The organism is Streptomyces sp. NPDC016309 (genome assembly GCF_043077235.1).
In the GTDB taxonomy this organism is placed as follows: domain Bacteria; phylum Actinomycetota; class Actinomycetes; order Streptomycetales; family Streptomycetaceae; genus Streptomyces.
In genome coordinates, this window is record NZ_JBIBSG010000008.1 from 346,401 (window position 1) to 360,385 (window position 13,985).

At 72.5% G+C, this 13,985-nt stretch carries 12 protein-coding genes and 1 riboswitch; of the genes, 9 read left to right on the plus strand and 3 right to left on the minus strand.

Features of this window, described 5'->3' with window-relative positions; translation table 11 throughout:
* Positions 1 to 312: 312 nt before the first annotated feature.
* Positions 313 to 1,995: a murein biosynthesis integral membrane protein MurJ gene (gene murJ / locus ACF068_RS22240; protein WP_392275996.1), complete on the minus strand. Its 1,683-nt coding sequence runs from the start codon at positions 1,993 to 1,995 to the stop codon at positions 313 to 315.
* A 136-nt stretch (positions 1,996 to 2,131) separates the two neighbouring features.
* On the minus strand, positions 2,132 to 3,328 hold the full coding sequence (locus ACF068_RS22245; protein ID WP_392276064.1) for an MFS transporter: 1,197 nt from the start codon (positions 3,326 to 3,328) through the stop codon (positions 2,132 to 2,134).
* A gap of 122 nt (positions 3,329 to 3,450) precedes the next feature.
* Here ACF068_RS22245 and ACF068_RS22250 point away from each other — a divergent pair, with 122 nt between their 5' ends.
* The gene (locus ACF068_RS22250) at positions 3,451 to 4,626 is read left to right on the plus strand and encodes an ROK family transcriptional regulator (RefSeq protein ID WP_392275997.1); all 1,176 of its coding nucleotides are present in this window, start codon (positions 3,451 to 3,453) and stop codon (positions 4,624 to 4,626) included.
* A gap of 274 nt (positions 4,627 to 4,900) precedes the next feature.
* Here ACF068_RS22250 and ACF068_RS22255 read toward each other — a convergent pair whose 3' ends face one another.
* Positions 4,901 to 7,243 carry a chitinase C-terminal domain-containing protein gene (locus tag ACF068_RS22255; RefSeq protein ID WP_392275998.1) on the minus strand — a complete coding sequence of 781 codons (2,343 nt, stop codon included), beginning with the start codon at positions 7,241 to 7,243 and terminating at the stop codon, positions 4,901 to 4,903.
* Positions 7,244 to 7,510: 267 nt separating this feature from the next.
* A riboswitch (FMN riboswitch) is annotated at positions 7,511 to 7,641 on the plus strand.
* 208 nt (positions 7,642 to 7,849) lie between these two features.
* Between ACF068_RS22255 and ribD the strand changes: the two genes are divergently transcribed.
* From ribD to ACF068_RS22295, 8 genes are all read left to right on the plus strand, one after another.
* Entirely contained in the window at positions 7,850 to 8,911 is a 1,062-nt protein-coding gene (ribD, locus tag ACF068_RS22260) for a bifunctional diaminohydroxyphosphoribosylaminopyrimidine deaminase/5-amino-6-(5-phosphoribosylamino)uracil reductase RibD (protein ID WP_392276065.1), read from the plus strand.
* Positions 8,912 to 8,913: 2 nt separating this feature from the next.
* The gene (locus ACF068_RS22265) at positions 8,914 to 9,522 is read left to right on the plus strand and encodes a riboflavin synthase (protein WP_392275999.1); all 609 of its coding nucleotides are present in this window, start codon (positions 8,914 to 8,916) and stop codon (positions 9,520 to 9,522) included.
* Positions 9,519 to 10,160, plus strand: coding sequence for a nicotinamide riboside transporter PnuC (locus ACF068_RS22270; RefSeq protein WP_392276000.1), 642 nt, complete (start codon positions 9,519 to 9,521; stop codon positions 10,158 to 10,160). Before ACF068_RS22265 ends, ACF068_RS22270 begins: the two co-directional genes overlap by 4 nt.
* Complete coding sequence (locus tag ACF068_RS22275; RefSeq protein WP_392276001.1) at positions 10,157 to 11,434, plus strand: bifunctional 3,4-dihydroxy-2-butanone-4-phosphate synthase/GTP cyclohydrolase II; 1,278 nt, start codon at positions 10,157 to 10,159, stop codon at positions 11,432 to 11,434. Before ACF068_RS22270 ends, ACF068_RS22275 begins: the two co-directional genes overlap by 4 nt.
* A 40-nt stretch (positions 11,435 to 11,474) precedes the next feature.
* Entirely contained in the window at positions 11,475 to 11,960 is a 486-nt protein-coding gene (ribH, locus tag ACF068_RS22280) for a 6,7-dimethyl-8-ribityllumazine synthase (RefSeq protein ID WP_392276002.1), read from the plus strand.
* Positions 11,961 to 11,995: 35 nt separating this feature from the next.
* Entirely contained in the window at positions 11,996 to 12,277 is a 282-nt protein-coding gene (locus tag ACF068_RS22285; RefSeq protein WP_126884800.1) for a phosphoribosyl-ATP diphosphatase, read from the plus strand.
* Positions 12,278 to 12,327: 50 nt separating this feature from the next.
* A complete protein-coding gene (hisG, locus tag ACF068_RS22290) occupies positions 12,328 to 13,203 on the plus strand; it encodes an ATP phosphoribosyltransferase (protein ID WP_392276003.1) in 876 nt (291 codons plus the stop codon).
* Positions 13,204 to 13,348: 145 nt separating this feature from the next.
* Positions 13,349 to 13,801, plus strand: a complete 453-nt coding sequence (locus tag ACF068_RS22295) for a PH domain-containing protein (RefSeq protein WP_392276004.1) — start codon at positions 13,349 to 13,351, stop codon at positions 13,799 to 13,801.
* The last annotated feature ends 184 nt before the right edge of the window (positions 13,802 to 13,985 follow it).

The window sequence follows — 13,985 nt, forward strand, 5'->3', positions numbered from 1 at the left end:
GTGGTGACTCCACTTCTCCGGTTCGGGCGACCGCGCGACCGGATCCCGGCCGGGTGCGGCCGAAAAAGACCAGCCGCCATGGTAATCCCGGCCCTCCACCACCCCGCCCCCGCCGCCCGGCCGGCCCGGAACGTCACTGCGGGCCCGGTCCGGGTCGGTGACGCTCGACGTGTGCACCGAGACCGCCGGGCCCGGATCTCCTACCGCCGCACGTCGCCGAGCGCGACCCCGCCGCACGTCGCCGGACGTGACACCCATGGTGGCGGCTGGTGCCGGCGTTCCTCCTCGCCCCCTTCCATCGTTTGCCCGGGCTCAACCCATCCCGGGCAGACGACGGAGCTCGTCGACCTTCAGCAACCGGGCAAGAAGGAGATACGCCAGGGCTGTCGCGAGGGCCCCGGCGGCCAAGGCGACAGCGGTAGGCCACGTCCCTTCTCCCAGGCCGGCGCACGCACGCGCCGCGGCCCAGCCCAGCCCGGCAGCCGGGCACGCGGCGCACAGCAGCTTCACGTAGGTGCGGCGCAGACCTCCGTCGTCGATCCGGCTCCCCATCTTGTTGCGCAGCAGGCAGGCGGTAAGCGCGAGACCGGCCACATAGGAGAGGGTGTAGGCGCCGGCCATGCCGACCACCGACCAGCGGGCGGGCAGGGCCACATGGCAGGCCGTGGCCAGGGCGATGTTCACGCCTGCGATCCAGGCCGCCATGAAGAACGGGGTGCGGGTGTCCTCGAAGGCGTAGAAGCCGCGCAGCAGCAGGTACTGGGCGGAGAACGGGATGAGCCCGAGCCCGAACCCCTGCAGCATGTAGCCCAGTGGGCGGGCTGAGGCGGCATCGGCTGCTCCGTGGGCGAACAGCAGCGAAGAGATCTGGGGCCCCAGGGCGAGGAAGAGGAAGGCGGCGGGCACGATGACCACGCCGCTGATCCGCAGCGCCCGGGACAGGTCCGCGCGCAGGTCCGGGATGCGGCCCTCGGCGACGGCCCGGCTCATGCGCGGCAGCAGCGCCGTCACCAGGGACACGGTCACGATCGACTGCGGCAGCATCCAGATCGTCTGCGCGTAGGTGTAGGCGGAGTAGCCCGCGCCGGCCTGCGGCAGCTCCTGGTCGGCGGCATTGGCGTAGTTCGTGACCACCGTCAGGGAGACCTGATTGGCCAGGACGAACAGCAGCGTCCACTTCGCCGCGTGCACGCTCTTGCCCAGGCCGGTGCCCCGCCAGTCGAACCGCGGCCGGAACCGGAAACCGGCCGCCCGGGCGAACGGGATAAGAGCCAGGGCCTGGACGGCGATGCCCGCGGTCGTCCCGATCCCCAGCAGCCGCACCTGGGCGGCGGTGATGTCCTCCACCCGGTCGGGCACCGTCATCAGCCCCAGATAGGCGGCGAACATGCCGACCAGCACGACGTTGTTCAGCACCGGGGTCCACATCATCGCGCCGAACTTCTCACGCGCGTTCAGCACCTGCCCGTAGATGCTGAACAGCCCATAGAAGAAGATCTGCGGCAGCAGAAACCGCGCGAACGTCACCGTCAGCTCGAACGCCTCGTGATTGTCCGGGGTGTCCCGCATGTACAGGCCCACGATCCGCGGCGCCGCCCATACCGCCAGCGCCGTCCCCACGCCCAACACGCACACCACGAGCGTGATCAGCCGCTGCTCGTACGCCCGCCCGCCATCGGGCTCCGTGGCCCGGGCCCGCACCAGTTGCGGCACCAGCACAGCATTGAGCGCGCCGCCGATCAGCAGCGTGTACAGGCTCGTCGGCACGGTGTTCGCCGTGTTGTACGTACTGGCCAGCAGGCCCGTTCCCAGCGCCGCGGCCTGCAGCACCTGACGGATCAGCCCCGTCGCCCGCGACACCACCGTGCCGACAGCCATCAACAAGGACGAACGAGCCAGCCCGCCTTTGTCCTTGTTCCGCCGGGCGGCATGCCGCCCCCTTGTCCGCTGCTCCTGCGGCATGGTCTGCGCCGCGGAGTTCGCCCCCTCCACCATGCCGTCAACCTATGCCGCAAGATCCCACGCTCCCAATTCGCGCGCCTCACTGCTCCCGCGGTCCCGGCACAAGGAGCGGGGCTGCGGCAGGACTGAGCCGGAGGACCTTCAAGGCCGGGCCGGGCGGGCCCGCGTGTCAGTGGGGGGTTCGTGCGGTCTTCGCCGTGCTCGCCGGGTCGGACGTCCGGCCGGCGGTGCGCAGAACGCCCGCGCCCAGCACCAGCCCGAAGGTCAGCAGGGTGACCAGCCCGAACGACACGGTGAGGGACGTCGCGTCGGCCACTCCGCCGATCGCCGAGGGGGCGATGAGGCCCGAGGTGTACGTGATCGTGGCGACGCCCGCGATCGCCTGGCTCGGGTTCGGGCCGCTGCGCCCGGCTGCCGCGAAGGCCAGCGGGACGACGACGGCCACGCCCAGTCCGATGAGCCCGAACCCGGCCATGGCGACCGCCGGGTGCGGCGCGGACACCACCAGCAGGCCGCCCGCCGTCGCCGCGGCGCCCCCGGCCCGTACCGTGCGCACCGCCCCGAAGCGGTCCACGACCCGGTCGCCCACCAGCCGCGCCACCGCCATGGTCAGGGCGAACGCGGTGGTCGACGCGGCCGCGAGACCCGCCGACGCGTCCAGCTCGTCCCGGAGGTACACCGCCGACCAGTCCAGGCTCGCGCCCTCCGCGAACACCCCGCAGAAGCCGATCGCCCCGATCACCAGGGCCGACCTGGGCGGCAGCGCGAACCGGGGCGGCGGTTCCTCGTCCGGCGCGCTGCGCAGGTCCAGGACGCCCTGGCAGAAGACCAGGCCCAGGGCCGTGAGCACCAGCGCCGCGACGAGGTGGTGCACCCGGGCGTCCACGCCCAGGTGCGCGGCGAGCGTGCCGCAGGCGGAGCCGATCAGGGCGCCGGCGCTCCACATGCCGTGCAGGCCGGACATGATCGACTTATCGAGGCGGTTCTCGACCTCGACACCCAGCGCGTTCATGGCCACGTCGGACATGCCCGCGGTCGCCCCGTACACGAACAGCGTGCCGCACAGCGTGTACACGCCGGGCGCCAGGGCGGGCAGGACCAGCGAGAGGGTCCACAGCGCCAACAGGCCGCGCAGGGCCGCCCGGGCGCCGAAGCGGTGGCTGACCGCGCCCGCCAGCGGCATCGCGGCCGAGGCGCCCAGCGCGGGGAAGGCGAGCGCCAGGCCGAGCTGGCCGGCGCTGACGCCCGCGTGGTCCTGGATCCACGGGATGCGGGTGGCGAAACTGCCGGTCACGGCGCCGTGCACACAGAACACGGCGGCCACCGCGAACCGCGCCCGCCTCAGCCGTTCCTTGCCGAACACCATGTCGTGCGACGCCACGGGCCCTCCCCGTCCTGCTCCTTCTCCGGCCTCTCCGGCGGGACGTAAATTATCAGGAACCCTGCCTGATAGTAAGCTGGTACGACGAGGTCTGAGAGGATCACGGCATGCCCGCATCGCCCAGCACCGCCCGGGCCATCAACGACCGGCTCGCCCTGCGACTCCTCCAGGACCAGGGGCCGTTGACGGCCGGTCAGCTCAAGAACCTCACCGGGCTCTCCCGCCCCACCGTCGCCGATCTCGTCGAACGGCTCCAGGGCTCCGGGCTCATCGGGGTCGTCGGGGAATCGGGCGCCGAACGGCGGGGCCCCAACGCCCGGTTGTACGGGATCGTCGCCGACCGGGCGCACCTCGCCGCCCTCGACGTCCGCACCACCAGCGTCTCCGTGGTCGTCACGGACCTGCTGGGCGCCACGCTCGCCGAGGCGTCCCTGCCCATGACCGGCCACAGCGACGAGCCCGCCGTGCAGCGCGCGGTCGGCCTGCTGGAGCGAACGGTGGCCGAGGCGGGGGTGCGGCGGCTGCACAGCGTCGGCATCGGGGCGCCCGGCCTGATCGACCCGGCCACGGGCGAGCTGCGCGACTCGACCGGCCTGCCGGCCTGGCACCGCCGGCTCGTCGGCGCCCTCCAGGAACGGCTGCCCGCCACCGTCGTCGTCGAGAACGAGACCAACCTCGCGGCGGTGGCGGAGCAGCGCGAGGGTGCCGCCCCCGACCGGGACACCTTCGTCCTGCTGTGGCTCGGCCACGGCGTCGGCGCGGCCGTCGTGCTGGACGGCGCGTTGCGGCGCGGCGCCTCCGGAGGCGCGGGCGAGATCGGCTTCCTGCCCGTGCCGGGGACCGGGGGCCTGCCGTCGGCCACCGGCTGCGACGGCGGCTTCCACGCGCTGGCCGGTTCGGCGGCGATCCGCTCACTGGCGGCCGAGCACGGTGTCGTGTCCGGCGACGACCGGGGCGAGGAGCCGGCCGGTGCCGTGGCCGTGCGGACCGCCCTGGCCGCCGGTGCGGACGACTTCCTCGACGCCCTCGCCGACCGGCTGGCCCTGGGCGCGGCCGCCGTCAGCGCCGTGCTCGACCCCGGCTGCGTCGTCCTGGGCGGTGAGACCGGCCACGCGGGCGGCCCCGCGCTGGCGGCCCGCGTCGAGGACCGGCTGGCCGCCCTGTCCCCGCTGCGCACGGAGGTACGGGCGAGCGCCCTGGGCGGCGCGGCGGTACTGCGGGGCGCGCTGCTGACGGTCCGGGACGCGGCCCAGGACGAGCTCTTCGCCCCCACGACCCCCTGACCTCCGGGCCGGCCGGCCCACCGCGTCCCGTCCGTCCCCGAGCGGCACGCGGGACCCTGAGCGGCACGCGGGACCCCGCGCCGCCGCCACCGGCGTCGCACGTCACGCCGTAAGGCCCCGGCGCCACGGCGAAAGCCGCCCCCGGCGGCAGGCGGTACGCCGAAAGGGCGGCTCCCCGGAGGCATGGCAAAGGGCGGCTCCCCGGAGCACGGCGAAGGGCCCCGGCGGCGGCAAGGGCCGTCTCTCCGCCGCCGGGGCCCGTCCCGTCACCGGGTCAGCAGGCGCCGAGGTCCTGCCAGACACCCCATTGGCCGGTGGTGCCGGGCTCCTCGCCCTTGGTCCACCACTTCGCCTTCCAGGTGCGGGACGCGTGGGACACCGTGGCGCCGGAGCCGTACTCGGCCGCCGAGCTCCACGCGGGCGCGGTGCACGCGCCGGGAGTGGGCGTGGGGGTCGGCGTCGGGTTCGTCGGGTCCGGCGAGGGACCGGTGCCGGAGCCCGGCTCCACCACCGTCGCCCCGCGCGCCAGGTCGCCGGCGAGAGCGTAGGTGGTCCCGCCGATGTTCACGGTCCAGTTCCACGGGGTGGACACCGGCAGGTAGTAGTTGAAGGACAGCTCCACCGACGCGCCCGGCGCCAGCGTCTGCCAGGCCGGCAGCTTCAGCGAGACGCGGTGGAAGTCGCCCTTGAGCCCGCCGACGTTGTTGCCGGTGTGATCGCTGCTGATCACCTTGGTGCCGAAGCCGGACTGGTCGGAGGCGTTGCCCGGGGCGGCCGTGGAGTAGTCGAACTGGAACTCCGTGCCGCCCGGCAGCGTGGTCCTCGTCCCGTTGGTGATCTTCACCTTGGGGGTGAGGGGGTAGTTGGAGTCGCCGAGCTTGAACTCGCCGAACTCGACCCCGATGTTCACCGCCTTGGCGGGCAGCGTCTTGTCGGAGACCTTCGCGCCGTAGGGGGTGGCCGCCCTGAACTTGTCGTACATCAGCGAGGTCAGCGCGGACCCCGGCTCGTACTGCCCCTTGGCGGCGTTCCAGCCGTAGTCACCGGCCAGCTCCCAGACCATGGTGCCGCCGATGCCCTTGTCGACCACGTAGTCGGCCTTGCGGGCGACCGACTGCTCATCCTCGGTCGACAGGAACACCTTCTTCTCCGCGTTCCACAGCCACGGCGCGACCAGCGTGGAGTCGTACTTGCGGGCGTAGGTGCCGGTCAGCCTGGTGTCCGCGCCGAAGCCGTACTTCGGCAGGTAGTCGCCGAGAACGCCCTTCTCCAGGTTCTTGGCGTGCCACATCGGGTTGGAGCCGGCCGGCGACTCCTTGCCGCTGTCGTCCTTGTCGTGCCACAGGTTGTCGATGCCCACCGCGCCGTCACCGCACTTGGTGAGGCCGGACCCGGCCGGACAGGTGGTCGTGGCCGCCCTGCCCCACAGGCCGTCGGTGCCGCCCTGGACGTTCTTGAAGCCGCGGGTGTAGTACGGCAGGCCGATGTTGATGCGGCCGGCCGGCATGGAGCCGCGGAAGTAGTGGTACGCCCAGTCGGTGTTGAGGTAGCCGATGCCCCCGTACTGCGCGCTGCCGTAGACGTTCGCCGCCGCCAGCTCCGCGTCCTTGCCGTCGTCGAAGAGCGAGGCGTTGGGGCCGACGTACTCGTTCCAGGCGCCGTGCAGGTCGTACGACATGATGTTGACGTAGTCCAGGTACTTCTGGACCTGGAAGGTCTCCATGCCGCGCAGCAGGTATCCGGAGGAGGGGGCCGCGACGGTCAGCATGTAGTGCTTGCCGTCGGCCGCGCCCGCCCGGTCCAGCTTCTCGCGCAGGGTCTTCATCAGGGCGGCGTAGCCCTTGACGAGACCGGCCCGGCGGGCGTTGGAGATCGCGTGGTCGAGCGGGTTGCCCGCGTCCTTCATGGAGGTGGGGTACTCGTAGTCGATGTCGACGCCGTTGAACCCGTACTTCTTGATGAAGGCGACCGCCGAGTCGGAGAAGGTGTCGATGCCCGCCTGGTTGACCGAGCCGTCGGCGTTGGTGGCCATCGAGTAGAAGCCGCCGGAGCCGACGCGCTTGCCGCCGTCGTCGAAGTAGCCGCCGGTCTCGGCCCAGCCGCCCACCGAGATCAGCGTCTTGACGTCCGGGTGCTGCTTCTTGAACTTGTTCAGCAGGTTGAAGTGGCCCTTGTAGGCGTACGCGGGATCCATCTCGGCGCCCGCGACCCCCGGCCAGGTCATACCGGTCGCGGCGTTGTCCGGGCCGTCGGCGCCGACGGACAGCTTGTTGCCCGAGTCGATGTGGCCGAAGGCGTAGTTGATGTGGGTGACCTTGTCCCACGGGATGTTCGGCGCGAGGTAGGCGGGCGTGCCGTCCTTGCCGGTGCGCCAGCCGGTGAAGTAGCCGATGACCCGCCGCTGGTGGTCGGCGCCCATCTTCTCGCGACCGTCGGTGTCGTACACCGAGCAGTAGGGGACGTCGACGCCGGACGTCCGGTGGAGACCGTCGGGGCGACAGGACTCGTGGTCGGTGGCGGCGTGGGAGACGCCACCGGAGAGCGAGCCGAGCAGCAGTCCGGCCGCGGCGGCGCCGGACGCCAGCAGAGTGGCTCGTCTGCGGGTGGGGGACAGCACGGTGGGTTTCCTCCCGTGGAGGCTGAGGGGCACACAACTGACAGGCGGATGGGTCGCGTTGGGCCCTGGCGTGCGCACACCCGGCGGGCCGTCTCCGTGGAGGTGACGCAGACATTAAGAGGACTAGACCAGCCGGTCAATAGGTCTGGACCAATAGGTCCGGACCGTTCGGCATCCCGGAGGGGTCCCGGCGGTCTGTGAGGCAGCCCACAGCCTTCGCCCGCATGGGTGACGAGCGGGCGTGGCACACTGGCCCTGTATCAGCAGCAGCGCACTCCGGGGTCGGTGTAATTCCGAACCGGCGGTTACAGTCCGCGACCCGGCCGCATCCAGTGGCCGGTTGACCAGGTGAAATTCCTGGACCGACGGTGAAAGTCCGGATGGGAGGCAGTGCGCGGCGGGTGACCCCCCCTGGGGCGACCGGCCGTACGTCCGCTGGTCGCCGGTGTCCGGCGACCGGTGTTCCGGCCACGCGTCCCCTGTGCGGTGGTGTCCTACCCGCTCCCTGTCGTCCTCGGCAGGCCCCGGAGTCCGCGCCCGAAGAGGCAGGAGGACCCGGTGGCCACCGCAGTGGACCAGCCCGCGGACACGGCCGACGTCGCCGCCATGCGCCGAGCCGTCGCGCTCGCCGCCCGGGGCCTCGGCTCCACCAGCCCCAACCCCGTCGTCGGATGCGTGATCCACGACGCCTCCGGCCACGAGGTCGGCGCCGGCTGGCACCAGCGCGCCGGCGGCCCGCACGCCGAGGTCCACGCCCTGCGCCAGGCCGGCGTCCTCGCCCGTGGCGGCACCGCGTACGTCACCCTCGAACCCTGCGACCACACCGGCCGCACCGGCCCCTGCTCCCAGGCCCTCGTCGAGGCCGGCATCGCCCGCGTGGTCTACGCGGTCGGCGACCCGGACGCGCGGGCCACCGGAGGCGCCGACACCCTGCGCGCGGCCGGCGTCGAGGTCGTCGGCGGCCTGCTGGAGGCCGAGGCCGAGGCCGGCAACGCCGCCTGGCTCACCTCCGTACGCCTCGGCCGCCCCTACGTCCTGTGGAAGTACGCCGCCACCCTCGACGGCCGCGTCGCCGCCCAGGACGGCACCAGCCGCTGGATCAGCTCGCCCGCGTCCCGTGCCGACGTCCACCGGCTGCGCGCCGAGGCCGACGCCGTGGTCGTCGGCTCCGGCACCGCCCGCGCCGACGACCCCCACCTGGCGGTACGCGGCGTCGAGGGCGCCGTCCAGCCGCTGCGGGTGGTCGTCGACACCGAGGCCACCGCCGTCCGGGCGGGCGCCCGCGTCCTGGACGACGCCGCCCCGACCCTGATCGCGGTCGCCCAGGACGCCGCCACGGACCGGCTCCCCGCCGCCGACGTCGTACGCCTCCCCAGGGACGGCCGCGGCCTGTCGGTACCCGCCCTGCTGGCGGCCCTCTACGAGCGGGGCGTCCGCTCCGTCCTCCTGGAGGGCGGCCCGACGCTCGCCGGCTCCTTCGTCGCCGCCGGAGCCGTCGACCGGGTCGTCGGCTACCTGGCCCCGGTCCTCCTCGGCGCCGGGCCCACCGCCCTCACCGGCGCCGGCATCACCACCCTCACCGAGGCCCTGCGGCTCGACGTCACCGAGACCGTGCCCCTCGGCCCCGACCTTCGTATCACCGCCACCGTCACACCCAAGGAGCGCTGAGCGTGTTCACCGGAATCGTCGAAGAGCTGGGCGAGGTCACCGCCGTCGAGAACCTCGGCGACTCCTCCCGCTTCCGCCTGCGCGGCCCCCTTGTCACCGGGGACGCCAAGCACGGCGACTCGATCGCCGTCAACGGCGTCTGCCTCACCGTCGTGGACACCGCCGACGGCGAGTTCACCGCCGACGTCATGGCCGAGACGCTGAACCGCTCCAGCCTCGGGGCCCTCACCCCCGGCTCCCGGGTCAACCTGGAGCGCCCCATGGCCGTCGGCGACCGGCTCGGCGGCCACATCGTGCAGGGCCACGTCGACGGCACCGGCACCATCCTGGAACGCACCCCCTCCGACAACTGGGAGATCGTCAAGGTCTCCCTCCCGGCCGCGCTCCGCCGGTACGTCGTCGAGAAGGGCTCCATCACCGTCGACGGCGTCAGCCTCACCGTCGTCGACGCCGGGGCCGACCACTTCACCATCAGCCTCATCCCGACGACCCTCGCCCTCACCACGCTGGGCATCAAGGAGCCGGGCGACCCGGTCAACCTCGAGGTCGACGTCATCGCCAAGTACGTCGAGCGGCTCGTCGGCACCACCTACGGGGGGAACACCCAGTGAACTGGCTCAACTCAGAGGCCTTCACCGCCTTCGGCCAGCACATCCTCTGGTCGGACATGATCGGCAACACCATCGGCCTGGTCGCCCTCGCGCTCGGCTGGCGGCGCTCCGTGCTGACCTGGCCCGCCCAGTTCCTGTCCGGCGCCATTCTCTTCGCCGCCTTCGCGGGCCACCTCACCGGCAGCGCCGGCAAGCAGGTCGTGGTCATGGTCGTCGCCGCCTGGGGCTGGTGGCAGTGGACCCGTGGCCGGCAGCGCGACCAGGACGGCTCCATCGCCGTGCGCTTCGCCACCTGGCGTGAACGCGGCCTCATGGCGGGCGGCGCCCTCCTCGGCACCCTCGCCGTCGGCGGCCTGTTCACCGCCTACCCGGCGCTGTCCTGGGACCCGTGGCCCGACGCGTACATCTTCGTCGGCACGCTGGTCGCCATGTACGCCCAGGCCCGCGGCATGGTCGAGTTCTGGTTCGCCTGGCTGCTGGTCGACCTCGTCGGCGTACCGCTGAACTTCGTCAACGGCTACGCCTTCTCCGGCTTCGTCTACGTCATCTACGGCGCGCTCGTCCTGTGGGGCCTGCGCGACTGGTGGCTGCGCTCCCGAGCGAGCGAGTCCGCCTCCCTGGAAGGAGCACCCGCATGAGCAGCCTCCCCCTCTGGGACGCCACGGACCTCGCCCTCGACCCCGTCGAGCAGGCCATCCGCGACATCGCCGCAGGCCGCCCCGTGGTGGTCGTCGACGACGAGGACCGCGAGAACGAGGGCGACCTCGTCATCGCCGCCGAGAAGGCCACCCCCGAGATCGTCGCCTTCATGATGAGCGAGTGCCGCGGCCTGATCTGCGCCCCCATGGAGGGCGACGAACTGGACCGCCTCCAGCTCCCGCAGATGGTCGGCGACAACACCGAGTCCATGAAGACGGCCTTCACCGTCTCCGTCGACGCCGCCCCCGTCCACGGCGTGACCACCGGCATCTCCGCCGCCGACCGCGCCACCACCCTTCAGCTCCTCGCGAGCGGCGTGGCCGCCCCGGCCGACTTCGTCCGGCCCGGCCACGTCTTCCCGCTGCGCGCCCAGCCCGGCGGCGTCCTCGTCCGCAACGGGCACACCGAGGCCGCCGTCGACCTGGCCCGGCTCGCCGGACTCCGCCCGGCCGGCGCCATCGTCGAGATCGCCGGCGAGGACGGCGTCATGCTGCGCCTGCCCGAGCTGGTGCCCTTCGCCCGCAAGCACGGCCTGACGATCATCTCGATCGAGGACCTCATCGCCTACCGCCGCAGCAGCGAGCCCACCGTCCGCCGCGAGGCGGAGGTACGGCTGCCGACCGCGCACGGCGCGTACACCGCGTACGGCTACCGCTCCACCGTCGACGGCGTCGAGCACATCGCCCTCGTCCACGGCGACATCGGCGACGGCGAGGACGTCCTCGTCCGCCTCCACTCCGAATGCCTCACCGGCGACATCTTCCACTCGCTGCGCTGCGACTGCGGACCCCAGCTCCAGGCCTCCATGGACCGCGTCACCGAGGCCGGCCGCGGTGTCGTCGTCTACCTGCGCGGCCATGAGGGACGCGGCATCGGCCTGCTGTCCAAGCTGCGCGCCTACGAACTCCAGGAACGCGGCCACGACACCCTCGACGCCAACCTGGAGCTCGGCCTTCCCGCCGACGCCCGCGACTACGCCGCCGGCGCCCAGATGCTCGCCGACCTCGGCGTACGCAGCCTCCGGCTGATGACCAACAACCCCGACAAGGTCGACGCCCTCGTCCGCCACGGACTGACGGTCAACGGCCGCGAGCCCATGCCTGTCCAGGCCGGGGAGCACAACCTCCGCTACCTGCGCACCAAGCGCGACCGGATGGGCCACGACCTGCCGTGGCTCGACGCCTCCGGCGCGTCCCCCTGCAACAACCAGTAACCAGCACGGTCCAGCACCAGAGCACGAGGAGAGTACGTACGTGAGCGGCAAGGGCGCACCCGAACTGAGCGTGAAGAACTGCGGCGACCTCCGGGTCGCCGTGATCGCGGCGCAGTGGCACGAGAAGATCATGGACGGCCTCGTCGGCGGCGCCCTGCGCGCCCTGCACGAGCTCGGCATCGACGAGCCGACCCTGCTGCGGGTCCCCGGCAGCTTCGAGCTCCCGGTCGTCGCCAAGGTCCTCGCCGGCCGCGGCTACGACGCGATCGTCGCGCTCGGCGTCGTCATCCGCGGCGGCACCCCCCACTTCGAGTACGTGTGCCAGGGCGTCACCCAGGGCCTGGTGCAGGTCTCCGTCGACACCGGCGTCCCCGTCGGTTTCGGCGTACTGACCTGCGACACCGAGGAGCAGGCCCTGGACCGGGCCGGCCTGGAGGGCTCGAACGAGGACAAGGGGCACGAGGCGGTCACCGCCGCCGTCTCCACCGCCACCACACTGCGCACGGTCAGCGAACCCTGGCGCTGAGTGGGCATGTCCCACCCCGTACTCTTAGGACCATCATGGCGAACAGAACCCGTAAAAGCTTCGAAGAGCTCTTCGCCGAGCTGGAGCTCAAGGCCAAGACCGGCGATCCCGCCACCTCCCGCACCGCCGAGCTGGTGGACAAGGGCGTCCATGCCATCGGCAAGAAGGTCGTCGAGGAGGCCGCCGAGGTCTGGATGGCCGCCGAGTACGAGGGCAAGGAAGCCGCCGCCGAGGAGATCTCGCAGCTGCTGTACCACGTCCAAGTGATGATGGTCGCTCGCGGGATCTCGCTCGACGACGTCTACGCCCACCTCTGAGCACCACCGCTCCCACAGAACCTCCTTTTCATAGTTAGGAAGCCCACCCCATGCTGCGCATCGCCGTCCCCAACAAGGGTTCACTGTCCGGACCTGCGTCGGCGATGCTCCATGAGGCCGGCTACCAGCAGCGCAAGGAGTCCAAAGAGCTGGTGATGGTCGACCCGGAGAACGAGGTCGAGTTCTTCTACCTCCGCCCCCGCGACATCGCCATCTACGTCAGCTCCGGCAAGCTCGACATCGGCATCACCGGCCGCGACCTCCTGCTGGACTCCGGCGCCGACGCCGAGGAGATCCTCCAGCTCGGCTTCGCCCGCTCCACCTTCCGGTACGCCACCAAGCCCGGCACCGCGAGCGGCCCCGCCGACTTCGGCGGCATGACGATCGCCACCTCCTACGAGGGCATCGTCGCCAAGCACCTCGCCGACCAGGGCATCGACGCCTCCGTGGTGCACCTCGACGGCGCGGTCGAGACCGCGATCGAGCTCGGTGTCGCCCAGATCATCGCCGACGTCGTGGAGACCGGCACCTCGCTGCGCAACGCGGGCCTGGAGGTCATCGGCGAGCCGATCCTCAGGTCCGAGGCCGTCGTCATCCTCCCCCGGACTCCGTCCGGGGGTGCCGCCGGCACCGGCGCCCCCGCCGACGACCCACGAGTGCAGCAGTTCCTGCGCCGCCTCCAGGGCGTCCTGGTGGCCCGGTCGTACGTGATGATGGACTACGACTGCCGCGCCGAGCACCTGGAGCAGGCCGTCGCCCTCACCCCCGGCCTGGAGTCCCCGACGGTCTCCCCGCTGCACAACGAGGGCTGGGTCGCCGTCCGCGCCATGGTCCCCGCCCGTGAGGCGCAGCGGATCATGGACGACCTGTACGCCCTGGGCGCCCGCGCCATCCTCACCACCGAGATCCACGCCTGCCGCCTCTGAGGCGCGGCCCGGCTAAACCGCCTCCGGCGCCCGGCCCCCGGGCCCGCGCCGGACGCGGTCTTTCCCGGGCCGGCCCAGGGGCCGCCCCGGAGCCACCCCCGCTGCGCCGCCCCCTCCGAGGCCCGACCCAGAACCGGTACGTCACATGTCCGACCCCCGCCTCCCCGTCCTCCCGGTCACCTTCCGGCCGACCCGCACCCGGGCCGTCCTGCTGGCCGTGGGCACGGTGATGTTCGCGACCATCACGGCCGTCGCCCTGATGCTGGACAAGCTCGGCCCGGGGGAGCGCGCCAGCTTCGTCTTCACGGCGGCGCTCTTCTTCGGCGTGCTCGCCCTCCTCAGCCGCCCCAAGGTCGTCGCGGACGACGAGGGCGTCACCGTGGTCAACCTCACGCGGCGGCGCCGGCTCGCCTGGGCGGAGATCCTCCAGGTCAACCTGCGCGAGGGCGACCCCTGGGTGTTCCTGGACCTCAGCGACGGCACCAGCATGCCCGCGCTCGGCATCCAGCCGGGGATCGGCAAGCGGCAGGCCATCCGCGACGCCCAGGCCCTGCGCGCCCTCGCCGAGACCCGCGGCACCGGCACCGACGCCGCCTGAACGCGCCCCCGCCGCCCGCCGGTCGCCCGGATGGGCGCCGACCCTCTGCCCCACCGGGGCCCCGCGTGATTACTCTTGTGGCGGTGGCGCCGACCGCGCCACCGCCCCGCACACACGGCAGCACCACGCACCACACGGCCGGCGGGGCCCCAGCGACCCGAGGAGTGATTCCCTCCAGCAATGG